The sequence below is a fragment of the Burkholderia sp. BKH01 genome (assembly GCF_025685725.1).
GTDB classification, from domain to species: Bacteria; Pseudomonadota; Gammaproteobacteria; order Burkholderiales; family Burkholderiaceae; genus Burkholderia; species Burkholderia pyrrocinia_C.
Genome location: NZ_JAOTQT010000012.1, coordinates 160,846 through 186,415 on the forward strand (window position 1 = coordinate 160,846; position 25,570 = coordinate 186,415).

21 protein-coding genes, 2 tRNA genes and 1 pseudogene are annotated in these 25,570 nt (G+C 65.3%); 20 read left to right on the forward strand and 4 right to left on the reverse strand.

What is annotated here, in order from left to right; translation table 11 throughout:
- Position 1: 1 nt before the first annotated feature.
- Both OEJ37_RS19415 and OEJ37_RS19420 read right to left on the reverse strand, forming a co-directional pair.
- Complete coding sequence (locus OEJ37_RS19415; protein WP_047898459.1) at positions 2 to 577, reverse strand: peptidylprolyl isomerase; 576 nt, start codon at positions 575 to 577, stop codon at positions 2 to 4.
- Positions 578 to 616: 39 nt separating this feature from the next.
- Positions 617 to 1,342, reverse strand: a complete 726-nt coding sequence (locus OEJ37_RS19420) for a tetratricopeptide repeat protein (RefSeq protein ID WP_263345133.1) — start codon at positions 1,340 to 1,342, stop codon at positions 617 to 619.
- A gap of 234 nt (positions 1,343 to 1,576) precedes the next feature.
- On the opposite strand from OEJ37_RS19420, the gene cysS reads away from it, so the two are divergent.
- The 4 genes from cysS to tilS all read left to right on the forward strand — a co-directional run bounded on the left by cysS (position 1,577) and on the right by tilS (position 6,388).
- A complete protein-coding gene (gene cysS, locus OEJ37_RS19425; protein WP_175941608.1) occupies positions 1,577 to 2,974 on the forward strand; it encodes a cysteine--tRNA ligase in 1,398 nt (465 codons plus the stop codon).
- A 43-nt stretch (positions 2,975 to 3,017) separates the two neighbouring features.
- Entirely contained in the window at positions 3,018 to 3,845 is an 828-nt protein-coding gene (locus OEJ37_RS19430) for a DNA-3-methyladenine glycosylase family protein (RefSeq protein WP_263345134.1), read from the forward strand.
- Between the two features lie 103 nt (positions 3,846 to 3,948).
- Complete coding sequence (locus tag OEJ37_RS19435; RefSeq protein WP_006478433.1) at positions 3,949 to 4,920, forward strand: acetyl-CoA carboxylase carboxyltransferase subunit alpha; 972 nt, start codon at positions 3,949 to 3,951, stop codon at positions 4,918 to 4,920.
- 46 nt (positions 4,921 to 4,966) lie between these two features.
- Positions 4,967 to 6,388, forward strand: a complete 1,422-nt coding sequence (gene tilS, locus OEJ37_RS19440; protein ID WP_263345136.1) for a tRNA lysidine(34) synthetase TilS — start codon at positions 4,967 to 4,969, stop codon at positions 6,386 to 6,388.
- Positions 6,389 to 6,511: 123 nt separating this feature from the next.
- On the opposite strand, the pseudogene OEJ37_RS35145 reads toward tilS, so the two are convergent.
- A pseudogene (locus tag OEJ37_RS35145) lies at positions 6,512 to 6,749 on the reverse strand (hypothetical protein); the annotation flags it as partial.
- Here OEJ37_RS35145 and OEJ37_RS19445 point away from each other — a divergent pair.
- The 14 genes from OEJ37_RS19445 (at position 6,732) to OEJ37_RS19510 (ending at position 22,396) form a co-directional block, all read left to right on the forward strand.
- Complete coding sequence (locus OEJ37_RS19445) at positions 6,732 to 7,982, forward strand: aspartate kinase (protein ID WP_152857041.1); 1,251 nt, start codon at positions 6,732 to 6,734, stop codon at positions 7,980 to 7,982. The pseudogene OEJ37_RS35145 and the gene OEJ37_RS19445 sit on opposite strands and share 18 nt — an antisense overlap.
- 113 nt (positions 7,983 to 8,095) lie before the next feature.
- Positions 8,096 to 8,189, forward strand: a tRNA-Ser gene (locus OEJ37_RS19450).
- 206 nt (positions 8,190 to 8,395) lie between these two features.
- Positions 8,396 to 8,878 (forward strand): hypothetical protein, encoded by a 483-nt coding sequence (locus OEJ37_RS19455; RefSeq protein ID WP_263345137.1) that lies wholly within the window; start codon positions 8,396 to 8,398, stop codon positions 8,876 to 8,878.
- Positions 8,879 to 9,375: 497 nt separating this feature from the next.
- Positions 9,376 to 10,905 carry a NuoM family protein gene (locus tag OEJ37_RS19460; protein ID WP_263345138.1) on the forward strand — a complete coding sequence of 510 codons (1,530 nt, stop codon included), beginning with the start codon at positions 9,376 to 9,378 and terminating at the stop codon, positions 10,903 to 10,905.
- 270 nt (positions 10,906 to 11,175) lie between these two features.
- Positions 11,176 to 12,063: a ubiquinol oxidase subunit II gene (gene cyoA / locus OEJ37_RS19465; protein ID WP_152863898.1), complete on the forward strand. Its 888-nt coding sequence runs from the start codon at positions 11,176 to 11,178 to the stop codon at positions 12,061 to 12,063.
- Between the two features lie 3 nt (positions 12,064 to 12,066).
- Positions 12,067 to 14,073, forward strand: coding sequence for a cytochrome o ubiquinol oxidase subunit I (gene cyoB, locus OEJ37_RS19470; protein ID WP_263345139.1), 2,007 nt, complete (start codon positions 12,067 to 12,069; stop codon positions 14,071 to 14,073).
- The gene (cyoC, locus tag OEJ37_RS19475; RefSeq protein WP_175920264.1) at positions 14,073 to 14,681 is read left to right on the forward strand and encodes a cytochrome o ubiquinol oxidase subunit III; all 609 of its coding nucleotides are present in this window, start codon (positions 14,073 to 14,075) and stop codon (positions 14,679 to 14,681) included. The genes cyoB and cyoC overlap by 1 nt, the downstream gene beginning before the upstream one ends.
- Positions 14,682 to 15,014 carry a cytochrome o ubiquinol oxidase subunit IV gene (gene cyoD, locus OEJ37_RS19480; protein WP_011352504.1) on the forward strand — a complete coding sequence of 111 codons (333 nt, stop codon included), beginning with the start codon at positions 14,682 to 14,684 and terminating at the stop codon, positions 15,012 to 15,014. It abuts the gene before it with no gap.
- 332 nt (positions 15,015 to 15,346) lie between these two features.
- Positions 15,347 to 15,706 carry a hypothetical protein gene (locus OEJ37_RS19485; RefSeq protein ID WP_174420362.1) on the forward strand — a complete coding sequence of 120 codons (360 nt, stop codon included), beginning with the start codon at positions 15,347 to 15,349 and terminating at the stop codon, positions 15,704 to 15,706.
- A gap of 141 nt (positions 15,707 to 15,847) precedes the next feature.
- On the forward strand, positions 15,848 to 17,731 hold the full coding sequence (locus tag OEJ37_RS19490) for an extracellular solute-binding protein (RefSeq protein WP_263345140.1): 1,884 nt from the start codon (positions 15,848 to 15,850) through the stop codon (positions 17,729 to 17,731).
- A gap of 52 nt (positions 17,732 to 17,783) precedes the next feature.
- On the forward strand, positions 17,784 to 18,827 hold the full coding sequence (locus tag OEJ37_RS19495; protein WP_152863908.1) for a microcin C ABC transporter permease YejB: 1,044 nt from the start codon (positions 17,784 to 17,786) through the stop codon (positions 18,825 to 18,827).
- A gap of 48 nt (positions 18,828 to 18,875) precedes the next feature.
- On the forward strand, positions 18,876 to 19,973 hold the full coding sequence (locus OEJ37_RS19500) for an ABC transporter permease (RefSeq protein ID WP_263345141.1): 1,098 nt from the start codon (positions 18,876 to 18,878) through the stop codon (positions 19,971 to 19,973).
- Positions 19,970 to 21,592 carry an ABC transporter ATP-binding protein gene (locus tag OEJ37_RS19505; RefSeq protein WP_174420365.1) on the forward strand — a complete coding sequence of 541 codons (1,623 nt, stop codon included), beginning with the start codon at positions 19,970 to 19,972 and terminating at the stop codon, positions 21,590 to 21,592. The genes OEJ37_RS19500 and OEJ37_RS19505 overlap by 4 nt, the downstream gene beginning before the upstream one ends.
- Before the next feature lie 129 nt (positions 21,593 to 21,721).
- Positions 21,722 to 22,396, forward strand: a complete 675-nt coding sequence (locus OEJ37_RS19510; protein WP_175920261.1) for a C40 family peptidase — start codon at positions 21,722 to 21,724, stop codon at positions 22,394 to 22,396.
- 156 nt (positions 22,397 to 22,552) lie between these two features.
- Here the strand turns inward: OEJ37_RS19510 and OEJ37_RS19515 are convergent, their stop codons facing one another.
- Positions 22,553 to 23,482, reverse strand: coding sequence for a patatin-like phospholipase family protein (locus OEJ37_RS19515; RefSeq protein ID WP_263345142.1), 930 nt, complete (start codon positions 23,480 to 23,482; stop codon positions 22,553 to 22,555).
- Positions 23,483 to 23,762: 280 nt separating this feature from the next.
- Here OEJ37_RS19515 and gltX point away from each other — a divergent pair, with 280 nt between their 5' ends.
- The gene (gltX, locus tag OEJ37_RS19520; protein ID WP_263345143.1) at positions 23,763 to 25,172 is read left to right on the forward strand and encodes a glutamate--tRNA ligase; all 1,410 of its coding nucleotides are present in this window, start codon (positions 23,763 to 23,765) and stop codon (positions 25,170 to 25,172) included.
- Positions 25,173 to 25,300: 128 nt separating this feature from the next.
- Positions 25,301 to 25,376, forward strand: a tRNA-Ala gene (locus OEJ37_RS19525).
- Positions 25,377 to 25,570: the final 194 nt, after the last annotated feature.

A 25,570-nucleotide genomic window follows, 5' to 3' on the forward strand; every position in this document is an offset into this window, starting at 1 on the left:
CTTACTTCGAGACGATGCTGGCCGATTCGATCAGGATCGGTTGCGCGGGCACGTCCTGCATCGGGCCGCGCGAGGTCGTCGCCACGCCTTCGATCTTCTTCACGACGTCGAGACCCGACACGACCTTGCCGAACACCGCATAGCCGTTGCCGTCCGGGTTCGGGTAGTCGAGGCCGTTGTTGTCGACCGTGTTGATGAAGAACTGCGCGGTGGCCGAGTTCGGATCGCTCGTGCGCGCCATCGCGATCGTGCCCGTCAGGTTCTTCAGACCATTGCGGCTCTCCAGCGGGATCGGCGCGCGGGTCGGCTTCTCCTCGAAGTTGGTCTTGTAGCCGCCGCCCTGGATCATGAAGCCCTTGATCACGCGATGGAAGATCGTGCCGTTGTACTGGCCGGCCTTCACGTAATCGAGGAAGTTGGCGACCGACTTCGGCGCCTTCTCCGGGTAGAGCTCGACGCGGATGTCGCCCTGCGAGGTCTTGAGTTGCACGACCGGGTGCGCGGTGGCCGTTTGCGCGAAAGCGGGCGCGGTCGCGAGAAGGGCGGCGCCGCCAAGCGCCAGCAACAGACGTTTCATTGCGATCCTCAGGTTGGGAAGGAAAGGGGGCCGCGCCGCTTATTGCGACGGCGGCGCGACATACGGCGCCGCCAGTGCGCCCGACGGACCGCTGAACTGGAACGTCGGCGACATCGGCAGCGTGGTGGTGCTCACGTTCGCGGCTGCGCGGTCGGAGTAGTTGCGCGTGGCCGGCGTGATCGCGCGGGCATTCGGCGCGGCCTTCGGCGGCGACACGATCTTCTGCAGGTCGGCGAGGCGCTGCGCGGTGGCGCCGCTCGTGCGGCCGAGCGATTGCGCGCGCTTGTACGATTCGGCCGCGAGGCGCAGGTACAGGTCGCCGAGGTTCTCGTACGCGAGCGAGTAGCTCGGGTTCGATTGCGTCGCCGTGACGAGCGCGGTGCGCGCTTCGTCGTAGCGGCCGTGCTTCGCGTAGAGCGCCGCGAGGTTGTTGTACGGCTCGGGCAGTTCGGGATACGCCTGCGTGATCGCGACGAACTGCTGGATCGCATCGTCGTCGCGGTTCATGCGGGCCAGCACGGTGCCGCGCTTGAACTGCGCCTGCACGTCGTGCGGGTTCGACGCGATGCGCGCGTCGAGTTGCGCGAGCGCCTGCTTCCACTGCTTGCCGGCGATCGACGCGTCGATTTCGGGGGTGCCGTCGGCGGTGGCCGGGGCCTTCTGCGCATGCGCCGCAGGGGCCGCGAACAGCGTCAGCGCGACGCCCATGACGGTGGTCGCAACGAGGGTCGCAGCGCTCGGCGCGCGGCCGCGATGAGGTTTCATAGGCGTAAATCGGAATGTTATACTCCGAGCCATTCTAACAAAACGTCTGCGCGTTCCGGCGAGCCGCAGGCAGTCTTTCTTAGCCTCTCGTGGCCGTCACCGCTGTGCTTGCAGCCTGACCGCCCCATGTGATAGCGAGGACGCTCGGCCTGGCGCCGCAGCAGATGGTCCGTCCGCTTCGCATGCTGGGCGAGGTTCGCCAGGGCGGTCTCCTTCGGCTCACGGTTCATCTCTATGGAATCACTGCGCATCTACAACACGCTCGCGCGTGACAAGCAAGTTTTCGTGCCGCGCCAGTCCGGCGAAGTGCGGATGTACGTATGCGGGATCACCGTCTACGACTATTGTCACGTGGGCCACGCGCGCATGCTGGTCGTGTTCGACCTCGTCCAGCGCTGGCTGCGTGCAATCGGCTACCGGGTCACGTATGTGCGCAACATCACCGACATCGACGACAAGATCATCCGCCGCGCGGTCGAGAACGGCGAGACGATCAAGTCGCTGACCGACCGGTTCATCGGCGCGATGCACGAGGATGAAGGCGCGCTCGGCATCCAGCGGCCCGACATCGAGCCGCGCGCGACGCAATTCATTCCGCAGATGCTCGGCATGATCGAGACGCTCGAGACGAACGGCTACGCGTACCAGGCGACCGACGGCGACGTCAATTACTCGGTGCGCAAGTTCGCGAACTACGGGAAGCTGTCGGGCAAGTCGCTCGACGATCTCCGTGCGGGCGAGCGCGTCGCCGCGAACGATGCAAAGGAAGATCCGCTCGATTTCGTGTTGTGGAAGCGCGCGAAGCCGGAAGATCCGGAAGGCGCGTCGTGGGCGTCGAAGTACGGGATGGGTCGCCCGGGCTGGCACATCGAGTGCTCGGCGATGGGCTGCACGCTGCTCGGCGAGCATTTCGACATCCACGGCGGCGGGCAGGATCTGCAATTCCCGCACCACGAGAACGAGATCGCGCAGAGCGAAGGCGCGACTGGCCAGACGTTCGTCAACTACTGGATGCACAACGGCTTCGTGCAGGTCGACAACGAGAAGATGTCGAAATCGCTCGGCAACTTCTTCACGATCCGCGAAGTGCTCGAGCGGTACGACGCCGAGGTCGTGCGCTTCTTCATCGTGCGCACGCACTACCGGTCGCCGCTCAACTACAGCGACGTGCATCTCGACGATGCGCGCGCGTCGCTCACGCGTCTTTATACCGCGCTGAAGGATGTCGAGGCCGACACGCTCGCGCTCGACTGGAACGAGCCGCATGCGCAGCGTTTCGCGGCCGCGATGAACGACGACTTCAACACGCCCGTCGCGGTGGCAACGCTGTTCGAGCTGGCGGGCGAGGTGAATCGCACGGGCGACGCGTCGCTCGCACGGCAACTGAAACAGCTGGCGGGCCTGCTGGGCCTGCTGGGCCGCGAACCGCGCGCGTTCCTGCAGCAGGCGTCCGGCGCCGCGCAGGCGGGCGCGCTCGCTGCCGACGAGATCGAAGCGAAGATCGCCGCGCGCGTCGCGGCGAAGCAAGCGAAGGACTATGCCGAAGCGGACCGGATCCGGGCGGAACTGCTCGAGGCCGGCGTCGCACTTGAAGACAAACCGGGCGGATCGACCGAATGGCGTCGCGTATGAGCGCGGTGCGTTCCACTGACCGATCCGTCAGGTAGGAGGCAGGATGGCAACGGCCAGAAAAGCGCCGGTCAGGCGCGCGACCCCGGTCGCCGCGCGTCCGGCAGCCAAGCGCGTGCCGGCGGCGAAGTCGGACGCGACGCGCGCCGCGCCGAACGGCGCGCTCAACGGTCATGCGCAGCCGGCGGCCGCGCTGCCGGCCGCCGATGCGGCCCGCAAGACGCGTGCGTCCGAAATGGACGGCGAGGAGGTCGTCGTGCGCCCTGCGTACTGGGACAAGGCATGCGCCGACCTCGTCAAGCGCGACCGGATCCTGAAGAAACTGATTCCGAAGTTCGGTCCCGCACATCTCGTGAAGCGCGGCGACCCGTTCGTCACGCTCGCGCGCTCGGTCGTCGGCCAGCAGATTTCGGTGCCGTCCGCGCAGTCGCTGTGGGCGCGCATCGAGGATGCCTGTCCGAAACTCGCACCGCAGCCGGTGATCCGGCTCGGCGCGGACAAGCTGATCGCGTGCGGGCTGTCGAAGCGCAAGACCGAATACATCCTCGATCTCGCGCAGCATTTCGTGTCAGGCGCGCTGCACGTCGACAAATGGACGTCGATGGACGACGAGGACGTGATCGCGGAACTCACGCAGATCCGCGGCATCAGCCGCTGGACGGCCGAGATGTTCCTGATCTTCAACCTGTCGCGGCCGGATGTGCTGCCGCTCGACGACCCGGGCCTGATCCGCGCGATCAGCGTCAATTACTTCAGCGGGGAACCCGTCACGCGCAGCGAGGCGCGGGAGGTCGCGGCCAACTGGGAACCGTGGCGCACCGTCGCGACCTGGTATATGTGGCGCAGCCTCGATGCGCCCGACGCCGATGCCTGAGCGCCGGCTATCGGGTTTTAAACATCAATAGTTGAGAGCCGGTCTTGAGCGTCGCCCGCGCGGGTAGAATACGCGCTGCCGCAAGACCCAAGGATTCGAACACATGAAGACCACGTTTCTGGATTTCGAACAGCCGATCGCCGAACTCGAGGCCAAGATCGAAGAGCTGCGATTCGTGCAGGACGACTCGGCTGTCGATATTTCGGAAGAAATCGAGCGGCTGTCGAAGAAAAGCCAGCAACTGACGAAGGACCTCTACGCGAACCTGTCGCCATGGCAGGTTTCGCAGATCGCGCGGCACCCGCAGCGTCCGTACACGCTCGATTACGTTGCGGAGCTGTTTACCGATTTTCACGAGCTGCACGGCGACCGCGCATTCGCGGACGATCTGTCGATCGTCGGCGGTCTCGCGCGCTTCGGCGGCCATCCGTGCATGGTGATCGGTCACCAGAAGGGCCGCGACACGAAGGAGCGCGCAGCGCGCAACTTCGGGATGCCGCGTCCGGAAGGCTATCGCAAGGCCGAACGCCTGATGCGTCTCGCCGAGAAGTTCGGGCTGCCGATCTTCACGTTCGTCGACACGCCGGGCGCGTACCCGGGCATCGGCGCGGAAGAGCGCGGCCAGTCGGAGGCGATCGGCCGCAACCTGTACGTGATGGCCGAGCTGAAGACGCCGATCATCACGACGGTGATCGGCGAGGGCGGTTCGGGCGGCGCGCTCGCGATCGCCGTGGCCGACACCGTGATGATGTTGCAGTTCTCGACTTACTCGGTGATCTCGCCGGAAGGCTGCGCGTCGATCCTGTGGAAGAGCGCCGCGAAGGCGCCGGAAGCCGCGGAAGCGCTGGGCCTGACCGCGCACCGCCTGAAGGCGCTCGGCCTGATCGACAAGATCATCAACGAGCCGCTCGGCGGCGCGCATCGCGATCCGAAAGGCATGGCGGCGCTGCTGCGCCGCGCGCTCGCCGATTCGCTGCGCCAGTTCCAGGGCATGAGCATCGATGCGCTGCGCGAGCGCCGCTTCGAGCGCCTGATGGCCTACGGCAAGTTCAAGGAAACCACGCCGGGCGCATGACCGGCCGCGTGTTCAATACGCGCGCCGCCGAGCGCGCGTCCCTCTCGTGATCCCACCGACCGAATTCTCCGCCGACCGCGTCGTACTCGACGCGGTCGGCGTTGCGCTTTCCGGCATGCCGTCCGACGCACGCATCGCGATCGCCTGCAGTGGCGGCCTCGATTCGACGGTGCTGCTCGACGCGGCCGTGCGGGTCGCGGGCGCGTCGCGGTGCGTCGCGCTGCACGTGCATCACGGCCTGAGCGCGAACGCCGACGCGTGGGTCGCGCATGCCGAGGCGGCGGCGGCGCGGCTCGGCGTCGAATTCGAATCGATGCGCGTCGACGTGCCGCGCGACAGCGGTCTCGGTATCGAGGCGACTGCCCGCGAGCGTCGTTATGCCGCGCTCGACGCGATGTGCGAACGCCATGGCGCGGCCACGCTGTGGCTCGCGCAGCATGCGGACGACCAGGCCGAGACCGTGCTGCTGCAATTGTTGCGCGGCGCGGGGATCGCGGGGCTCGCCGCCATGGCGCCGCGCTACCGTCCCGACGGCGTGAGCGTCGAGCGTGTGCGTCCGTTGCTGCGATTGTTGCGCGCGCAACTCGAGCGCTATGCGACGCAGCACGAGCTTGAATGGATCGACGACGAATCGAACAGCGACACGCGCTACGCGCGCAATGCGCTGCGCATCGACGTGCTGCCGGCGCTGGCCGTGCATTTCCCGGGCTTTCGCGACGCGCTCGGTCGCGCGGCCCAGCATGCGGCCGCCGCACAGCGGCTGCTCGACGATCTGGCCGAACTGGATTTCGCCGTCGCCGCGCGCGATGACGGGCGGGCGCTGTCGCGCGAGTCGCTGGTCGCGTTCGACGACACGCGCGGCGCGAACCTGCTGCGCTTCTGGATGCGCCGGCTCGGCTTGCCGGGCGCATCCGCCGCCCGGCTCGCCAACATGATGCGGCAATTGCGCGCCGCGCACGACGCGCATGCGCTGCGCGTCGATCACGCGGGGCAGTGCCTGCGGCTCTATCGCGACGTCGTCTACTGGGAAGCGGGCGACAGCGCCGAACCGGCCGACGACGGCACCGGCACGCCGCACCCGGAATCGGCGCTCGCGTGGGACGGGCAGGAAGTCTGGCACCTGCCGGGATGGCGCGGCACGTTCGTGTTCGCGCCGGTCGACGCGGGAAGCGCCGGCGCGGTGCCGGAGGCGCTGCTGCGCGCCGCGCCGCTCGCCGCGCGCGCCCGGGCGGGCGGCGAGCGGATGCGCACGTCGCCGGGCGGCCCGGGCCGGACGCTGAAGAACCTGTTCCAGGAGCGCGGCGTGCCGGCATGGCAGCGCGACGTGCCGCTGCTGTTCGCGGGCGACCGGCTGATCTACGTGCCGCGGCTTGGCGTGAACCGCGATGGCGAATTGTCCGACAACGGGCCTTCCGACGGCGGCGCGTGGCGCAGGATCGAATGGCGTCCCGACCTGCTGATCGCGTAACGGCGGGCAGGCTTCCGGCGGCGTGATGGCGCGCCCATTTTCACCATTTGGTAAACAGCGCCGGAACGGCCGCAGGCACGGCGAGCGGCTTGTCAAGCGGGCTTCTATCGGGTACGCTCGGTCGTTTGCTCGGCTCGATTTTTGAGCGATTTGTGCAGGTTTCCCGCGTGACGTACCCGGTTTGCGCGGCCTGATCGGCCTTCCGGGCAAAATCCGTCACGCTTGCGTGTTGCGTCCCAGCCGTCCCCCTCGTCGTCCGTCCACAGCCACAAGCCGCGTGACCGAACGGCAACGCGGCCTGCCCAGCGCGCCCGTGCGGTCTCTCCTCCAGTTCAGAACGACAATGGCACTCATCGTACACAAATACGGCGGCACTTCGATGGGCTCGGTCGAGCGCATCAAGAACGTCGCGAAACGCGTCGCAAAATGGCATCAGGCCGGGCACCAGATGGTGGTCGTGCCTTCGGCGATGTCCGGCGAAACCAACCGTCTGCTCGGTCTTGCGAAAGAGATTTCGAGCCAGCCGAGCCCGCGTGAGCTCGACATGATCGCGTCGACCGGCGAGCAGGTCAGCGTCGGCCTGCTGTCGATCGCGCTGCAGGAAATCGGCGTCGAGGCCGTGAGCTATGCCGGCTGGCAAGTACCGATCAAGACCGACAGCGCGTTCACGAAAGCGCGCATCCACTCGATCGACGACGACCGCGTGAAGGCCGATCTGAACGCAGGCAAGGTCGTGATCATCACGGGCTTCCAGGGCGTCGATCCGGACGGCCACATCACGACGCTCGGCCGTGGCGGCTCGGACACGTCGGCGGTGGCGGTCGCTGCCGCGCTGGATGCCGAAGAGTGCCTGATCTACACGGACGTCGATGGCGTCTACACGACCGATCCGCGTGTCGTCGAAGAGGCGCGACGCCTCGATCGCGTGACGTTCGAGGAGATGCTGGAAATGGCCAGCCTCGGCTCGAAGGTCCTGCAGATCCGCTCGGTCGAATTCGCCGGTAAATACCAGGTGAAGACGCGCGTGCTGTCGAGCCTGACCGATCCGCTGATTGCGCTCGACGAAGAAATGCGCTCGGGCACCCTGATTACTTTTGAAGAAGACGAGACCATGGAAAAGGCAGTCATTTCCGGCATCGCGTTCCAGCGCGACGAAGCACGCATTGCTGTGATGGGCGTGCCCGACAAGCCCGGCATCGCGTATCAGATCCTCGGCCCGGTCGCCGACGCGAACGTCGACGTCGACATGATCATCCAGAACCAGAGCGTCGAAGGCAAAACCGACTTCACGTTCACGGTCGGCCGTGGCGATTACCAGAAGGCGATGGACATCCTCACCAACCAGGTGAAGGGCCATGTGAACGCCGAGCAGGTGCAGGGCGACCCGAAGGTGTCGAAGGTGTCGGTCGTCGGCGTCGGCATGCGTTCGCACGTGGGCGTCGCGAGCAAGATGTTCCGCACGCTGTCGGAAGAGGGCATCAACATCCAGATGATCTCGACGTCCGAAATCAAGATTTCGGTGCTGATCGACGAGAAATACATGGAGCTGGCCGTCCGCGCGCTGCACAAGGCATTCGAACTCGACCAGGCATGATGAAATTTTCGTGATGCGTTGACGAAAATGCATCACGGAAATTGACGCGCGGTTCGAAACCCTATATTATTTCGTTCTCGTCGCACTGCCTCCCTGGTGCGAGCGAAAGTTTGGGAGACGTGGCCGAGAGGTCGAAGGCACTCCCCTGCTAAGGGAGCATCTGGGCCAAAACCTGGATCGAGGGTTCGAATCCCTCCGTCTCCGCCAAAAGCGGTGACAAAGCCCCGCAAGTTCTCGGACTTGCGGGGCTTTTTCTTTTTCCGCTGCATCCACGCACAACACATTCGATGCAGCCGGATCTCATCCGCAGGCGGAATTGGCCGAGGCAGCCAGTCAGGCAATGAGTGCTCGACTTGAGCGGCGGTAACGCGCTACATATCGCGTTTCGATTGGCGCGACTCAAGGTGACGCTCTTGGCCAGCCCGCATTCCGTTCTGACAGTCCTCTCTCATCGACCTGTCGACGAACTTGTCGACAACCACGAGCGTTACGCGCGGCTGCACGGCTGCCGGCATGCGATGGTCGACGGCATGCACGTGTATGGCGAGCGCCAGCAGGTCCTGCACAAGTACCACGCGATCATCGCGCAGCTCGTCGCGATCGAGCCGGGCGCATTGCTGCTCGTGCTCGATCCGTTCTCCGTCGTGTTCGACCCGCACGCGCTGCCGGATGTCGCACGCGGTTACGATGCGATCGTCACAACGCAGACGTCGAAGTCGTCGCTGCCCGCCGCAAGCGGCATGATCGATGCGCACCATATCGTCGATGCGATGACGCTCGCGTCATCGCCGGTCTATGCCGTGCGCGACAGCCGCTTCGTCCATTTTCCCGCACAACACAACCGCTATCGCGCGGTGACGATGCGCGTATGGGGCCGTCTGAGTCATCAGCGCTAGCGGCCGGGCACATGATCGACGCGGTGCCTGCCGCGACGCCGAAGGGTGGAGCGGCTATTCGCCCGACCTGCATCGAGCGAGGTCAATCGAAATAAAAATGAAAGTATCGGTGTAAGGCCGGAAGCGCCGCGCGATCGCACTCCGGCACGGTTTCAACCATCGTGCTCCGGCCCTCGGAAATGATGCGTCGGCGTCAAAATTGCGGCGATGCGTCGATTTCCACGGCATCGCTCATCGCGCAATACAAAAAATTGCTCATAAAAATCAGCGTTCTACGCCAGCACCGAAAATCGGTACGCTGCTGCGCTGCAAAAAATAATCGATCGCCTTATGCTGGTTAACCCGATTGCGCTTGAGCGACGTCAAGTTTTCCCGTGATGCCGCTTTACATTTTGCCAACATTGGCGATTCACGAAATCTATCTGTCGATTTGATTTCGTTCCTTTCGTCTCGCCTGTCCCCGACGCAGTGCGCGACCTCATCAAGGCCTTGTTGACATGCATTATTTTCCCTTCCTGAGCCTGGCCATCTGGGTTCCGATCCTGTTTGGCGCGTGCCTGCTGCGCGCCGGTTCCGACCGTCATCCACGCCGAACGCGATTGATCGCGCTCGCCGGCGCGCTGGCGGGGCTGGTCGCCGTCGTCCCGCTGGTTGCCGGTTTCGATGCGCATTCGGCCGCGATGCAGTTCGTCGAAAGCCGCAACTGGCTGGCGGCGTTCAATTCGGGATGGCGGGTCGGCATCGACGGCGCGTCGCTGTGGCTCGTCGTGCTGACCGCATTCACGACGCTCGTGGTGGTGGTCGCGTCGTGGGAATCGGTCACGGTGCGCGTCGCGCAGTACTACGCGTCGTTCCTGATCCTGTCGGGGCTGATGGTCGGCGTGTTCGTCGCACAGGACGGGCTGCTGTTCTTCATCTTCTTCGAGGCGACGCTGATCCCGCTTTATCTGCTGATCGGCACGTGGGGGCGCGAGCGCCGCGTGTACGCGGCCGTGAAGTTCTTCTTCATCTCGTTCGCCGGCTCGCTGTTGCTGCTGATGGCGATGCTGTACCTGTACGCGCAGTCGCATACGTTCGACATGGCCGTGTGGCGCACGCTGCAGCTCGGTTTCGCACCGCAGTTGCTGGTGTTCCTCGGCTTCTTCGCCGCGTTCGCGGTCAAGGTGCCGATGTGGCCGGTCCACACGTGGCTGAGCGACGTGTACACGGACGGCCCGACGGGCGCCGCGCTGATGCTCGCGATGCTCAAGCTCGGCGGCTACGGGTTCCTGCGCTTCGCGCTGCCGATCACGCCCGACGCGAGCCACTTCTTCGCTCCGGCCGTGATCGCGCTGTCGCTGTTCGCGATCGTCTATGCGAGCCTGATCGCGCTCGCGCAAACCGATCTCGGCAAGCTGCTCGCGTACTCGACGGTCGCGCACATGGGCATCGTCACGCTCGGGCTGTTCCTGTTCAACCGGATCGGCGTCGAAGGCGCGATCGTGCAGCTCGTGTCGTACGGCTTCGTCGCGGGCGCGATGCTGCTGTGCGTGAACGTGCTCGTCGATCGCACGAAGCAGCGCGAGATCGCGGCATACGGCGGCGTGGCGGGCGTGATGCCGCGTTTCGCGGCCTTCACGCTGCTGTTCGCGATGGCCAACGTCGGCCTGCCGGGCACGTCGGGGTTCGTCGGCGAGTTCATGGTCATCATGGGCGCGATCCGTTTCAACTTCTGGATCGGCGCAATCGCGGCGCTCACGCTGATCCTCAGCGCGTCGTACACGCTGTGGATGCTCAAGCGCGTCGTGTTCGGCAAGGTCTCCAGCCAGCGGATCGCGAAGCTCGCCGACCTGAACCGTCGCGAGATCGTGATGTTCGCGTCGCTCGCGCTGATCGTGCTGGCGGTCGGCATCGATCCGAAACCGTTCACCGACGCGATCGATCCGACCGTCGGCAAGCTGATCGACGAAGCCAGCCATTCGAAGGTGCCGGCGTGGGACGGCCCCGCGCATGCGCAGCCGTCATACATGGCAGCGGCGCACGGCTGATCGCGGCACGCCGCGAGGGCGGAGCGTATCGCACGGCGATGCGATCGTTGCGCACACATCTATCGCGGTCCGGCGCATGCGGCGCCGGGCCCGCTTCCGGGTGCGTGAAATTGCCCCGCGACAATGTGTCTCACGGCAGATTTTGCAATGATGATTTGCCGCATCCACCGGTTTTTCATCGCACCCGCGCGACGTATGATTCGGCCACTTTCGTGAATCGAATGCGCATCGGGCATACGCAAACGGATTCAATGACCCTCGGGCTGTGTGATGAAAACAAGAGCTTCAAGAGGCTGGTCGGCGCTGATGTCAATCGGCGCGGCGCTGAGCCTGTCAGGCTGTAATTTAGATGTACTAAATCCGAAAGGAAGCGTGGGTGCAGCCGAAAAGGCGCTGATCGCGACGTCCACCTGGGCGATGCTGATCGTCGTCGTGCCGGTGATCCTGCTCACGCTGTGGTTCGCGTGGCGTTACCGCGCATCGAACCGCAACGCAACGTACGCGCCGAACTGGTCGCACTCGACCGCGGTCGAAGTCGTGATCTGGACGGTGCCGACGCTGATCATCCTGTTCCTCGGCGTGCTCACATGGAAGACCACGCACGAGCTCGACCCGTACAAGCCGCTCGAGTCGTCGGTGAAGCCGATCGACGTCGAGGTCGTCGCGCTCGACTGGAAGTGGCTGTTCATCTATCCGGAACTCGGCATCGCGTCGGTGAACCAGCTCGCGATTCCGGTGGGCACGCCGGTGAACTTCCGCATCACGTCGGATTCGGTGATGAACTCGTTCTTCATCCCGCAGCTCGGCGGCCAGGTCTACGCGATGGCCGGCATGCAGACGCGCCTGCACCTGATCGCCGACGAGCCCGGCAACTACGCGGGCACGTCCGCCAACTTCAGCGGCCGCGGCTTCTCCGACATGAAGTTCCGCACGCTCGCCGAGCCGCGCGAACAGTTCGACGCATGGGTGCAGAAGGTGAAGGCATCGCCGGACCGGCTCGACGCGACCGTATACGGCACCGTCGCACAGCCAAGCGAGAAGGCGCCCGTGCGCTACTTCTCGTCGGTCGATCCGCGGCTCTTCCACAACATCATCGCGAAATACAACGATGGCCACGTCCTCGACCTGAAGGACGCCGCCTGCGGCACGAAGGGGTAACGCATGTTCGGCAAACTCACACTATCGGCGATCCCGTTCGATCAGCCCATCATCATGGTGGCAGGCGCCTTCATGGGGCTGGCCGTGCTGGGCATTCTCGCCGCGCTGACGATCACCGGCCGGTGGAAATGGCTGTGGACGGAATGGCTGACGACGGTCGACCACAAGAAACTCGGCGTGATGTACATCATCGTCGCGCTGATCATGCTGCTGCGCGGCTTTGCGGACGCGATCATGATGCGCATGCAGCTCGCGCTCGCGTACAACGCGCCCGGCTACCTGCCGCCGCACCACTACGACCAGATCTTCACGGCACACGGCGTGATCATGATCTTCTTCATGGCGATGGTGTTCATGGTCGGCCTGATGAACCTGATCGTGCCACTGCAGATCGGCGCGCGCGACGTCGCATTCCCGTTCATCAACTCGCTGAGCTTCTGGATGACGGCGGTCAGCGCGATCCTGATCAACATCTCGCTCGTGATCGGCGAATTCGCGCAGACGGGCTGGCTCGCATACCCGCCGCTGTCGGAGCTGCAGTTCAGTCCGGGGGTAGGGGTCGACTACTACCTGTGGGCGCTGCAGATCTCGGGCGTCGGCACGCTGCTGACCGGCGTGAACTTCTTCGTGACGATCATCAAGATGCGCGCGCCCGGCATGACGCTGATGAAGATGCCGGTGTTCACGTGGACTGCACTCTGCACGAACGTGCTGATCATGGCGTCGTTCCCGATCCTGACCGCAACGCTCGCGCTGCTCGGCCTCGACCGTTACCTCGGCATGCACTTCTTCACGAACGATGCCGGCGGCAACGCGATGCTGTACCTGAACCTGATCTGGGCATGGGGCCACCCGGAGGTGTACATCCTGATCCTGCCGGCGTTCGGCATCTTCTCGGAAGTCATCGCGACGTTCGCGAAGAAGCCGCTGTTCGGCTACAAGACGATGGTGTACGCGACCTGCGCGATCATGGTGCTGTCGTTCCTCGTGTGGCTGCATCACTTCTTCACGATGGGCTCGGGTGCGAACGTGAATGCGTTCTTCGGCATCATGACCATGATCATCGCGATCCCGACCGGCGTGAAGGTGTTCAACTGGCTGTTTACGATGTACCGCGGCCGGATCGAATTCACGACGCCGGTGCTGTGGACGATCGGCTTCATGGTCACGTTCACGCTCGGCGGCATGACCGGCGTGATGATGGCGATTCCCGGCGCGGACTTCGTGCTGCACAACAGCCTGTTCCTGATCGCGCACTTCCATAACGTGATCATCGGCGGCGTGCTGTTCGGCTATCTCGCGGGCTTCAACTACTGGTTCCCGAAAGCGTTCGGTTTCAAGCTGAACGAGAAGCTCGGCAAGGCGGCGTTCTGGTTCTGGCAGGTCGGCTTCTACGTCGCGTTCGTGCCGCTCTACGTGCTCGGCTTCATGGGCATGACGCGCCGGCTCAACCACTACGACAACCCGGCCTGGCATCCGTGGCTGCTGGTCGCCGCGTTCGGCGCCGTGCTGATCGCGATCGGCATTGCGTGCCAGCTGCTGCAACTGGTGGTCAGCATCCGCAACCGCAACCTGCCCGAGTACCGCGACACGACGGGCGACCCGTGGGGCGGCCGCACGCTGGAGTGGGCGACCTCGTCGCCGCCTGCCGACTACAACTTCGCGGTGATCCCGCAGGTGCGCACGCTCGACGCGTATGCGGACATGAAGGCGCGCGGCGAAGGCCGGCCGAATCCGGCGGCGATCCGCGACATCCATATGCCGTCGAATACTTGCGCGGGCCTCGTGGTCGCGATTTTCAGCCTGGTGCTCGGCTTCGCGCTGGTGTGGCACATCTGGTGGATGGCGATCGGCGGGCTCGTCGGGATCGTCGCGACGCTGGTGATCTACAGCTCGCGCGATAACGACGGCTATTACATCCCAGCGTCGACGGTGCGGAAGATCGAAGACAAGCAGCCGACCAAGCGCGTGCCTGCGCGTGTCGACGACGTGGAACTGGAGGCCAACTGATGTTGCAGAAAACCTTGAGCGCAACCCTGCTCGAGCACGACGACCATCCGCCGTCGCATTCGGTGTTCGGTTTCTGGCTGTACCTGATGACCGACTGCGTGATCTTCGCGGCGCTGTTCGCGACGTTCGCGGTGCTCGGCCAACAGTATGCGGGCGGGCCGACCGCGAAAGACCTGTTCGACATTCCGGGCGTCGCGGTGGAAACCGCCGCACTGCTGCTGTCGAGCATCACGTACGGGTTCGCGATGCTCGCCGCGTACAAGCAGCGGCGCGGCGCGCTGCTCGCATGGCTGGCGGTGACGTTCGTGCTCGGCGCGGCGTTTCTCGCGATGGAGTTGCGCGAGTTCTCGCACCTGATCGCGGAGGGCGCCGGTCCGCAGCGCAGCGCGTTCCTGTCGGCGTTCTTCACGCTGGTCGGCACGCACGGGCTGCACGTGACGGCCGGCCTGCTGTGGATGATCGTGCTCGCCGGGCAGATCGTGTTCCGCGGCGGCGACCTGACCGATCGCGACCTGCGGCGCCTGACGTGCCTGAGCCTCTTCTGGCACTTCCTCGACATCGTGTGGATCTGCGTGTTTTCCTTTGTCTATCTCGCGAGCGTGATCTAAATGGCCCATTCGCATTCGTCTCAACTCGAAGAAGGGCACGGCAGTGTCGGCGGCTACGTCGCCGGCTTCATCCTGTCGGTGCTGCTCACGGCCGCGTCGTTCGGTCTCGTGATGGGCGGCGTGCTGTCGCCGCATGCGTCGCTGATCGCGCTCGCCGTGCTCGCGTTCGTGCAGATCGTCGTGCACCTCGTGTACTTCCTGCACATGAACGGTTCGTCGGGCCAGCGCTGGAACGTGATGGCATTCAGCTACACGGTGCTGACCGCGGCGATCCTGATCGTCGGCACGCTGTGGGTGATGCACAACGTCAGCATGAACATGATGTCGCGCTGAGCGGCGTCGCCGGGCCGGGTTCGATATCCGCGCGCGTTGACGAAGAAAAGGCGGCACGCAAGTGCCGCCTTTTTGCTTTGTTGCAGCCGCGCCGCGCAAGGCGGTCAACGGTGAGACGTCGATCAGCGCACCGGGGCGCACAGGCGCGAGCCGGACGGGTTTCGGCAGCCGGCTGGGCGAGGGCGGGCCCGGGCAGGCGCCGATTGTTACAAGACGTTAGCGCATGCTTCCCGTTGCGATGCCGCGCATCAGTTCTTACAAACTTGAAATATGCGGAGACGGCGCTTGCCGCTATAGTCGAATCACACATGACACAACCAGAAGAGGAATCCATGAAGACCTTGCGTGTTGCCTCGCTCTTGACCGGTATGACGGCCTTGCTCGTGTCGGGCGCAGCAATGGCGGGAGTCAATGTCGGGATCAACGTCGGCGTGCCGGCACCGGTTTACGTCGCGCCCGCGCCCGTGTATGCGCCGCCGCCGCCGGTCATCTATCAGCCGGCGCCTGTGTATGCACCTGCACCCGTCTATGCGCCGGCCCCGGCGATCATAATCGGCTGGCACGGCGACCGCTACTGGGACGGCCGCCGCTACTGGGGCCGCGACGAGTGGTATCGCCATCATGGCCGCGGCTGGGGCGGCGATCGCGATCGTGGTCACTGGGACAATGGCCGCCACAACGGCTGGCGCTGATCGGCGCAGCGCGCACGCGTGATGCGCGCGTGCTGTCCGCTCATGAAGAAACCGCCCGCGTGGCGGTTTTCTTTTGGCTCTAAGGATTGAATGGGTAGAATCGTCACACGTTACTACCCTCATTCGACCGACAGGGCCTCTATGACGAAGGGTTCGCCCCGGGCCGCCATCGCGCGCGCCCGCTTCGGCGCGCTGCGTGCCGCACGGGCCGCCGGCCGCGTTGCCGCGGTGTTTGCGATGCAGGCGGCGCTGGCCGCGACGGCCGCGCACGCGGCCTACGCCATCGCGCAGTACGGCGAGCCGAAGTATCCGCCGGGCTTCAAGCATTTCGACTACGTCAACCCCGCTGCGCCGAAGGGCGGCACGCTCGTGCTCGCGAACCCGAACCGGCTGACGTCGTTCGACAAGTTCAATCCGTTCACGATGCGCGGCAACCCCGCGCCGGGCATCGACATGCTGTTCGAGAGCCTGGCGACGGGCAGCTCGGACGAACCGGCATCCGCGTACGGGCTGCTTGCCGACGATATCGACATCGCGCCCGATCGCCGCTCCGTCACGTTCCACCTGAATCCTCGCGCGCGCTTCTCGAACGGCGACGCCGTCACGGCCGACGACGTCAAGTTTTCGTTCGACACGCTGAAAAGCAAACTGGCCGCGCCGCAGTTCGGCGCGTATTTCGCGGAGATCGCGAAGGCCGTGGTCGTGGATCCGGCCACCGTGCGCTTCGAGTTTCGCAGCGCGAATCGCGAACTGCCGCTGATCGCCGGCGGCGTGCCCGTGTTCTCGCGCAAGTGGGGATTGCGCGCAGACGGCTCGCGCATCCCGTTCGACCAGCTCGCGTTCGAGCAGCCGATCGGCAGCGGCCCGTACCTGCTCGAGCGCTACGACAACGGCCGCACGATCACCTACCGGCGCAACCCCGCGTACTGGGGCGCCGACCTGCCGGTGCGGGTCGGCACCCACAACTTCGAGCGAATCGTCTACAAGCTGTACGGCGACGGCGTCGCAAGGCTCGAGGCGTTCAAGGCCGGCGAATACGATGTGCTCGTCGAGTACATCGCGCGCAACTGGGCGCGACGCGACGTCGGCAAGCGTTTCGACAGCGGCGAGCTCGTCAAGCGCGAATTCCGCCAGCACAACGGCGCGGGCATGCAGGGCTTCTTCATGAACCTGCGCCGGCCGCTGTTCCGCGACGTGCGCGTGCGCCAGGCGCTCGATCTCGCATTCGACTTCGAATGGCTGAACCGGCAGCTGTTCTACAGCGCCTACGCGCGTCTCGACAGCTATTTCGCCGACACCGACCTGCAGGCGACCGGCACGCCGGGCGCAGGCGAGCTGAAGCTGCTGGAGCCGCTGCGCGCGCAGCTCGACCCGGCGGTGTTCGGCCCGATGGTCACGCAGCCGGACACGGACCCGCCGGGCTCGCTGCGCGCGAACCTGCTGAAGGCGCGCGCGCTGCTCGCGCAAGCCGGCTGGACCTATCGCGACGGCGCGCTGCGCAATGCGAAGGGCGAGCCGTTCACGTTCGAGATCCTCGACGATGCGGGCGCGGCGATGGAAGGTATTGTGACGGCCTACCAGCGCAATCTGGCGAAGCTCGGCATCGACGCACGCTTTCGCACGGCGGACTATGCGCTGCTGCAAAAGCGCCTCGATGCGTTCGACTACGACATGACGACGATCCGCTTGCCGGGCGTGCAGGTGCCGGGCGCCGAGCAGTTCTCGCGCTACGGCAGCAAGTTCGCCGACGAACCGGGCTCCGACAACATCATCGGGCTGAAGTCGCCGGCCGTCGATGCGCTGCTGCACGCGCTCGGCACCGCGCAGACGCGCGACGAACTGCTCGACGCGACGCACGCGCTCGACCGCGTGCTGATGCACGGCTACTACGCGGTCCCGCAGTGGTACAGCACGACGCACCGGATCGCGTACAAGCGCACGCTCGCCTATCCGCAGACGCTGCCGCTGTACTATTCGGCCGAGGGTTGGGTCGTGTCGACCTGGTGGGCGAAGCCCACTCACTGACGCGCGCCGGCCCTTCGTCCAACCCAGCCTACCGATCACGAGTCGACGCCCTATGTGGAGCTACATCCTCAAACGCCTGCTGCTGATGATCCCGACGCTTGTCGGCGTGCTGACCCTCACGTTCGCGGTGATCCAGTTCGTGCCGGGCGGCCCGGTCGAGCAGGCCGTGCAGGAACTGCGCAAGGGCGCGACGGAGCAGGGCGCGGTGCCGTTCGGGATGCGTGCGCACACCGGCGTCGACGCGCAGCAGCTCGCGCAGCTCAAGGCGCTGTACGGTTTCGACAAGCCGCCGCTCGAGCGCTACTGGCTGATGCTGAAGCGCTTTGCGCGCTTCGATCTCGGCGACAGCTACTTCCGCCACCAGAGCGTGTGGTCGCTGATCGTGCAGAAGCTGCCCGTGTCGATCAGCATCGGGCTCTGGACGTTCTTCCTCACGTACCTCATATCGGTGCCGCTCGGCATCGCGAAGGCCGTGCGCAACGGTTCGCCGTTCGACGTCGCGACGAGCCTCGTCGTGCTCGTCGGTTATGCGATCCCGGGCTTCGTGCTCGGCGTGCTGCTGCTCGTGCTGTTCGGCGGCGGCTCGTTCTGGCAGCTCTTTCCGCTGCGCGGGCTCACGTCGGACAACTTCGCCGAGCTGTCGCTCGCCGGCAAGGTGCTCGACTACCTGTGGCACATCGCACTGCCGATCACGGCGTCGGTCGTCGGCAGCTTCGCGGTCATCACGATGCTCACGAAGAATGCATTTCTCGACCAGATCCGCCGGCAATACGTGCTGACCGCGCGCGCGAAGGGGCTCTCCGAGCGCAGCGTGCTGTGGAAGCACGTGTTCCGCAATGCGATGCTGCCGCTGATCGTCGGTTTCCCGGCCGCGTTCATCGGCGCGTTCTTCACGGGCAGCCTGCTGATCGAGACGCTGTTCTCGCTCGACGGCCTCGGGCTGCTGTCGTACGAGTCGGTCGTGCGCCGCGATTACCCGGTCGTGCTCGGCACGCTGTACCTGTTCACGCTGATCGGGCTCGCGACCAAGCTGATTTCCGACCTTTGTTATGTGTGGGTCGATCCGCGCATTCAATTCGACAACCTGGAGCGCTGACATGAAACCGTCCGTCTGCATGCCCGGCGTCACCGGGCGAGGTGCGCGATGAACCGGGCCGTCGTGTCGTCCCGCATCGACGTGGCGCGCGCGCGTGTGTCGCCGTCTCCCGCGCGCCGCGTATGGCAGCGCTTCCGGCAGCAGCGCCTCGGCTACTGGAGCTTCGTGATCTTCTTCGTCGCGTTCGCCGCGAGTCTCGCGGCGCCGCTGTGGTCGAACGACAAGCCGCTCGTCGTGCGCTATGACGGCCAATATTATTTCCCGCTGTTCCATGCGTACCCTGAGACGACCTTCGGCGGCGATTTTCCGACGCCGGCCGACTATCTCGATCCGTATGTCCGCAAGCGGCTCGAGGCGCCCGGCAACTTTGTCGTCTACCCGCCGAACCGCTATTACTACGACACGCTGAACTACTTCTCGAACGTGCCGAACCCGGCGCCGCCGTCGCGCCAGAACTGGCTCGGCACCGATGCGCAGGGGCGCGACCTGCTCGCGCGGCTCGTGTACGGGTTCCGCGTGTCGGTCGAGTTCGGGCTGATCCTGACCGTGATCGGCACGCTGCTCGGGATCGCCGCCGGCGCCGTGCAGGGCTTCTTCGGCGGCCGCATCGACATCGTCGGGCAGCGGCTGATCGAGATCTGGAGTTCGCTGCCCGAGCTGTACCTGCTGATCATCTTCGCGTCGATCTTCGAGCCGAGCTTCCTGTTGCTGATCGTGCTGCTGTCGCTGTTCGGCTGGATCGGGCTGGCCGATTACGTGCGCGCGGAATTCCTGCGCAACCGCACGCAGGACTACGTGCGCGCGGCGCGCGCGATGGGGCTCACGAACTGGCAGATCATCTGGCGCCACGTGCTGCCGAACAGTCTCACGCCGGTGATCACGTTCCTGCCGTTCCGGATGAGCGGTGCGATCCTCGCGCTGACGAGCCTCGATTTCCTCGGGCTCGGCGTGCCGCCGCCGACGCCGAGCCTCGGCGAACTGCTCGCGCAGGGCAAGGGCAACCTCGACGCGTGGTGGATCTCGCTGTCGACGTTCGGCGTGCTGGTCACGACGCTGCTGCTGCTGACCTTCATGGGCGACGCGCTGCGCAACGCGCTCGACACGCGGATCGCCGATTTGGTGCGCGCGGCGGGAGGCCAGCGATGAGCGAAACGGTCGTATCGACGCACGACGAGCCGCTGCTGTCGCTCGAACGTCTGCATGTGCGCTTCGGCGACACGGTCGCGGTGGACGACGTGACGCTCGCGATCGGCCGCGGCGAGCGCGTCGCGCTCGTCGGCGAGTCGGGTTCGGGCAAGAGCGTGACCGCGCTGTCGATCCTGCGGCTGCTGAGCGACGCCGACATGAGCGGCGCGATCCGCTTCGCGGGGCAGGACCTTGCGGCCAAGAGCGAGCGCGAGATGCGCGGGCTGCGCGGCTCGGACATCGCGATGATCTTCCAGGAGCCGATGACGGCGCTCAACCCGCTGTATACGATCGGCGTGCAGATCGGCGAGACGATCATGCTGCACGACGGCGTATCGGCCGTCGAGGCGCGCAAGCGCGCGATCGCGCTGCTCGCGCGCACGGGCATCGCGGAACCCGACAAGCGTGTCGACAGCTACCCGCACCAGTTGTCGGGCGGCCAGCGGCAGCGCGCGATGATCGCGATGGCGCTCGCGTGCCGGCCGCGGCTGTTGCTCGCCGACGAGCCGACCACCGCGCTCGACGTGACGATCCGTGCGCAGATCGTCGACCTGCTGCTGGAACTGCAGCGCGAGGAAGCGGAAAAGCGCGGGATGGCGATCCTGCTGATCACGCACGACCTGAATCTGGTGCGGCACTTTGCCGACCGCGTCGCGGTGATGGAGCACGGCCGGCTCGTCGAGAGCGGGCCGGTCGAGCGAATCTTCGCGGAACCCGAGCATCCGTATACACAGCGGCTGCTGAACAGCCGGCCGCAACGCACGGTCGCGCCGGTGATGCCGATCGCGCCCGTCGTGCTCGACGCGCGCCATGTGAGCGTGCAGTTCGCGCGCAAGCGGCCGGGCTTCGCGGGCTGGTTCGGCACGGTGCCCGTGACGGCCGTCGCGGACGTGTCGGTGTCGGTGCGGCAGGGCGAGACGCTCGGCATCGTCGGCGAATCGGGCTCCGGGAAGTCGACGCTCGCGATGGCGCTGCTCGGGCTGCAGAAGACGGCCGGCGGCGAGATCGAATTCCAGGGGCGCGCGCTGTCGACCTATCGCGGCCGCGAACGGACGGCGCTGCGCTCGAACATGCAGGTCGTCTTTCAGGATCCGTTCAGTTCGCTTTCTCCGCGTCACACGATCGAACGGATCGTCGGCGAGGGGCTCGAACTGCATCGCCCGGAAATGACACCCGATGCGCGCCGCGCGAAGTCGCTCGCGGTGCTGCGCGAAGTCGGCCTCGATCGCACGGTGCTGCACCGTTACCCGCACGAGTTCTCGGGCGGGCAGCGCCAGCGGATCGCGATCGCACGCGCGCTGGTGCTGGAGCCGCGCATCCTGATCCTCGACGAGCCGACTTCCGCGCTCGACGTGTCGATCCAGCAGCAGGTGCTGAAACTGCTCGCGAATTTGCAACAGAAATACAACCTCGGCTATGTATTCATCAGCCACGACCTCGAGGTGATCGGCGCGATGGCGCACCGCGTCGCGGTGATGCAGGACGGCGCCGTCGTCGAGTCGGGAGACGTTGCCGACATCTTCACCAGACCGTCACATCCTTACACACAAAAGCTGTTGAAAGCGGTCTGGAAAGCGTGATAGGGCGTCCAATGGTCTGACCATCTCGATTGTATTTTTTAATTTGTTTTGACAAACGATTACGCGCTGGCTAGTATCGACCGAAATTTTCCGCCAATCAGCTGATTTTTAAGCACATTCCATCGACCAATGCAGCATCGATCCCTGACCCAGGCATGCGCGCGCACCATCGCCGGGCTGTTCATCGGCGCCCTGTTCGCAGCAGCTCCCGGCGCGTTCGCCGACGAAGTCAGCAGTTTTAACCAGAATGTCACGAATTCGACTCAAATCGGGTCGAGTTCCTCCGCCCAGCAGGCCAGTGCCCAGCCGTCGGGCGGCGGCGCGAAGTCGTTCCTCGCCGGCATGGCGGGCAAGGCAGGCGACGTCGTCGTCGGCGCGCTGAACATGATCGGCGTGCGTTATCGCTGGGGTGGCAACTCGCCGGATTCGGGCCTCGACTGCAGCGGCTTCGTCCGCTACGTGTTCCAGGATACCCTTGGCATGTCGCTGCCGCGGCGCGCGGAAGAGATGAGCCGGGTCGGCGAGAAGGTGAGCATGAGTAACCTCAAGCCGGGCGACCTCGTGTTCTTCAACACGATGCGCCGCACGTTCTCGCACGTCGGCATCTATATCGGCGACAACAAGTTCGTGCATTCGCCGTCGACGGGCAGCACCGTCCGCGTCGATGATCTCGATAGCGGCTACTGGGAAAAGCGTTTCACCGGCGCGCGCCGTCTTGAATCGGCGTTCCCGATGAAGGCCGAGGATCTGCGCCAGCGCGTGCGCGCGACGATCGGCGACGATTCGGCGAGCGGCAACAACTGACGTTCGCCGGTCAGTCGGACCGGATTGAAAAAACCCTGTCACCGAAAGGCGGCAGGGTTTTTTGTTTTGGGGCCGGCGCAGGCAGCGAGGCGAAAGTCATTCCGGCGGCAGCGGGGCGGCGGCGCGTCCCGTCCCGTCCAGCGAATGGCGTGCTTCTTACGCGACGGCGGCCACGCCGCGCGCCGCCGCGAGCTTGCGCTGCAGTTCCGGCATGATGCGCGCGACCGCTTCCTCGCCCGCGAGAATCGCTGCGTTGCGCTGGTTGAAGTCGCTGCCGCCCATGGCCGCGAGGTTCGGGCGGATCACGACGTCCGCGTATTTGTCGAGCTCGTAGGTCTTGATCGTCTGGCCCATGATCGTGAAGGTCTGCAGCAGCATCTCGATCGGGTTGCTGGTCGCCGCGCCGTCCGGCCGGGCCGAGATGTCGACCGCGATCACGAAGCTCGCGCCCATCTTGCGCGCGTACGAGGCCGGCACCGGGCTCACGAGGCCGCCGTCGACGTATTCGCGGTTGCCGATCTTCACCGGTTCGAACACCGACGGCACGCTGCACGACGCACGCACCGCGAGCCCCGTGTTGCCTTGCTGGAACAGGATCGGTTGGCCGCTCTGCAGATCGGTCGCGACGATGCCGAGCGGCTTCGCCATCTTCTCGATCGGCCGGTTGTTGAGCGTCTTGTTCAGGAAGTTTTGCAGTGCGACACCCTGCAAGAGACCGCGCGAGCGGAACGGCAGCGCCCAGTCGCTGATCGCCGCCTGGTCCATGTCGAGCGCGATCTTGTTGATCTGCAGCGCGCTCATGCCGGACGCATAGAGTGCGCCGACCACCGAGCCCGCGCTCGTGCCCGCGACGATCTCGATCGGGATGCCGCGCGCTTCTAGCGCCTTCAGCACGCCGATGTGCGAGAAGCCGCGCGCAGCGCCGCCGCCGAGCGCGATGCCGATCTTCACGGGCTTCTCGTTCGACTGCGTGGGGTTGGATCCGTTGTCGGGACGGGGCTTGCCGCCGAACGACGTACAGGCGGCGAGGCTGGCGGACGCGCACGCGATCGTGAAGTGGCGGCGCGACAGGCGAGGGGACGACATCGAATGGTTCTCCGGCGGCTTGGCGGCGGGTTACACGGCCCGCGGCGGCGATAGGTTCCGAGCGGCCGCGCGACAGCTTCCGTGCGACCGGCGCCGCGCCGGTTGGCGGCCGCGGCGCGCACATCATAAAGCAAGCGGTGCGCTTGGCGCGATGTCAGGCGCGAGTATAATTCCGGCTTCTTTCCCGTTCCGGGCGTCGCCGGCCCCGTTGCTGTCCGGGCTGCCGCTGTCGATCCCGCGTCGAATCATTCATGCGCCCCAGGCGTTCGAGTTACCGTTTATGACCCGTCCTGTCCGTACCCGCTTCGCGCCGAGTCCCACCGGCTTCATCCACCTCGGCAACATCCGCTCCGCACTCTATCCGTGGGCGTTCGCCCGCAAGATGAACGGCACGTTCGTGCTGCGCATCGAGGATACCGACGTCGAGCGCTCGTCGCAGGAAGCGGTCGATGCGATCCTCGAGGGGATGCAGTGGCTCGGCCTGGATTTCGATGAAGGCCCGATCTACCAGATGCAGCGGATGGACCGCTATCGCGAGGTGCTCGCGCAGATGCTCGAGAAGGGCCTCGCGTACCCGTGCTACATGTCGGCCGAGGAACTCGACGCGCTGCGCGAACGCCAGCGCGACGCCGGCCTGAAGCCGCGCTACGACGGCACGTGGCGTCCGGAGCCCGGCAAGGTGCTGCCCGAGCCGCCGGCAGGCGTGAAGCCCGTGCTGCGCTTCCGCAATCCGCTGACCGGCACGGTCGTGTGGGACGACGCCGTGAAGGGGCGCGTCGAGATCTCGAACGAGGAGCTCGACGACCTCGTGATCGCGCGCCCGGACGGCACGCCGATCTACAACTTCTGCGTAGTGGTGGACGACATGGACATGGGCATCACGCACGTGATCCGTGGCGACGACCACGTGAACAACACGCCGCGCCAGATCAACATCCTGAATGCGCTCGGCGGCGAGGCGCCCGTCTATGCGCACCTGCCGACCGTGCTGAACGAGCAGGGCGAGAAGATGAGCAAGCGGCATGGCGCGATGAGCGTGATGGCGTATCGCGATGCGGGCTTCCTGCCTGAAGCGGTCGTCAACTATCTCGCGCGCCTCGGCTGGTCGCACGGCGACGCGGAGATCTTCTCGCGCGAGCAGTTCGTCGAATGGTTCGATCTCGAGCATCTCGGCAAGTCGCCCGCGCAGTACGACCACAGCAAGCTGAGTTGGCTGAACGCGCATTACATCAAGGAAGCCGACAACGCACGCCTCGCCGCGCTCGCGAAGCCGTTCCTCGACGCGCTCGGCATCGACGACGCGGCGATCGCGACGGGCCCGGCGCTCGATGCCGTGGTCGGCCTGATGAAGGATCGTGCGACGACGGTCAAGGAGATCGCGGAAGGCGCCGCGATGTTCTACCGCGTGCCGGCACCGGAAGCCGATGCGCTCGCGCAGCACGTGACCGATGCGGTGCGGCCGGCGCTGGCCGATCTCGTCGTCGCGCTGAAGGCGGCCGACTGGACGAAGGAGGCGGTGTCCGCTGCGCTGAAGGCGACGCTCGGCACGCACAAGCTGAAGATGCCGCAACTCGCGATGCCGGTGCGCCTGCTGGTGGCCGGTACGACGCACACGCCGTCGATCGATGCGGTGCTCGTGCTGTTCGGTCGCGACGTCGTGGTGTCGCGCATCGAGGCTGCGCTGGCCTGAGGTTCGTGCGTGAGCGAAGCTGTCTGCGCGTGAGATCGCGGCAGCTTCGCAAAAAATTTCGCTCGAATCGCAAAAAGGGTATTTACAAGTTCAAAGTCGGTCCATATAATCTCATTTCTGTTCTGCAAGGGGGTATAGCTCAGCTGGGAGAGCGCTTGCATGGCATGCAAGAGGTCAGCGGTTCGATCCCGCTTACCTCCACCAACAGAACAAATTGGATTAGTTTGCGAAGCAGTAGTGGTAGTAATAAATGCTTCACAGAATGATCTAAAGCAGTTAGAATTCCGGCCTTCGCTGTTGATGAGAAGTGAATAGCGAAAGTCAGACAGATCTGAAAAGATTATGTCCCCTTCGTCTAGAGGCCTAGGACATCACCCTTTCACGGTGAGTACAGGGGT

Bases quoted from the DNA above. Each gene is read 5' to 3' on its own strand.
- OEJ37_RS19515 (WP_263345142.1), bottom strand. From the start codon at position 23,482: ATGTCGTCCCCTCGCCTGTCGCGCCGCCACTTCACGATCGCGTGCGCG.
- OEJ37_RS19485 (WP_174420362.1), top strand. From the start codon at position 15,347: ATGAAGACCTTGCGTGTTGCCTCGCTCTTGACCGGTATGACGGCCTTG.
- gltX (WP_263345143.1), top strand. From the start codon at position 23,763: ATGACCCGTCCTGTCCGTACCCGCTTCGCGCCGAGTCCCACCGGCTTC.
- OEJ37_RS19460 (WP_263345138.1), top strand. From the start codon at position 9,376: ATGCATTATTTTCCCTTCCTGAGCCTGGCCATCTGGGTTCCGATCCTG.
- OEJ37_RS19415 (WP_047898459.1), bottom strand. From the start codon at position 577: ATGAAACGTCTGTTGCTGGCGCTTGGCGGCGCCGCCCTTCTCGCGACC.
- OEJ37_RS19500 (WP_263345141.1), top strand. From the start codon at position 18,876: ATGAACCGGGCCGTCGTGTCGTCCCGCATCGACGTGGCGCGCGCGCGT.
- cyoC (WP_175920264.1), top strand. From the start codon at position 14,073: ATGTTGCAGAAAACCTTGAGCGCAACCCTGCTCGAGCACGACGACCAT.
- OEJ37_RS19435 (WP_006478433.1), top strand. From the start codon at position 3,949: ATGAAGACCACGTTTCTGGATTTCGAACAGCCGATCGCCGAACTCGAG.
- OEJ37_RS19490 (WP_263345140.1), top strand. From the start codon at position 15,848: ATGACGAAGGGTTCGCCCCGGGCCGCCATCGCGCGCGCCCGCTTCGGC.
- cyoB (WP_263345139.1), top strand. From the start codon at position 12,067: ATGTTCGGCAAACTCACACTATCGGCGATCCCGTTCGATCAGCCCATC.
- cyoA (WP_152863898.1), top strand. From the start codon at position 11,176: ATGAAAACAAGAGCTTCAAGAGGCTGGTCGGCGCTGATGTCAATCGGC.
- OEJ37_RS19495 (WP_152863908.1), top strand. From the start codon at position 17,784: ATGTGGAGCTACATCCTCAAACGCCTGCTGCTGATGATCCCGACGCTT.
- OEJ37_RS19505 (WP_174420365.1), top strand. From the start codon at position 19,970: ATGAGCGAAACGGTCGTATCGACGCACGACGAGCCGCTGCTGTCGCTC.
- OEJ37_RS19445 (WP_152857041.1), top strand. From the start codon at position 6,732: ATGGCACTCATCGTACACAAATACGGCGGCACTTCGATGGGCTCGGTC.
- OEJ37_RS19510 (WP_175920261.1), top strand. From the start codon at position 21,722: ATGCAGCATCGATCCCTGACCCAGGCATGCGCGCGCACCATCGCCGGG.
- OEJ37_RS19420 (WP_263345133.1), bottom strand. From the start codon at position 1,342: ATGAAACCTCATCGCGGCCGCGCGCCGAGCGCTGCGACCCTCGTTGCG.
- cysS (WP_175941608.1), top strand. From the start codon at position 1,577: ATGGAATCACTGCGCATCTACAACACGCTCGCGCGTGACAAGCAAGTT.
- cyoD (WP_011352504.1), top strand. From the start codon at position 14,682: ATGGCCCATTCGCATTCGTCTCAACTCGAAGAAGGGCACGGCAGTGTC.
- OEJ37_RS19430 (WP_263345134.1), top strand. From the start codon at position 3,018: ATGGCAACGGCCAGAAAAGCGCCGGTCAGGCGCGCGACCCCGGTCGCC.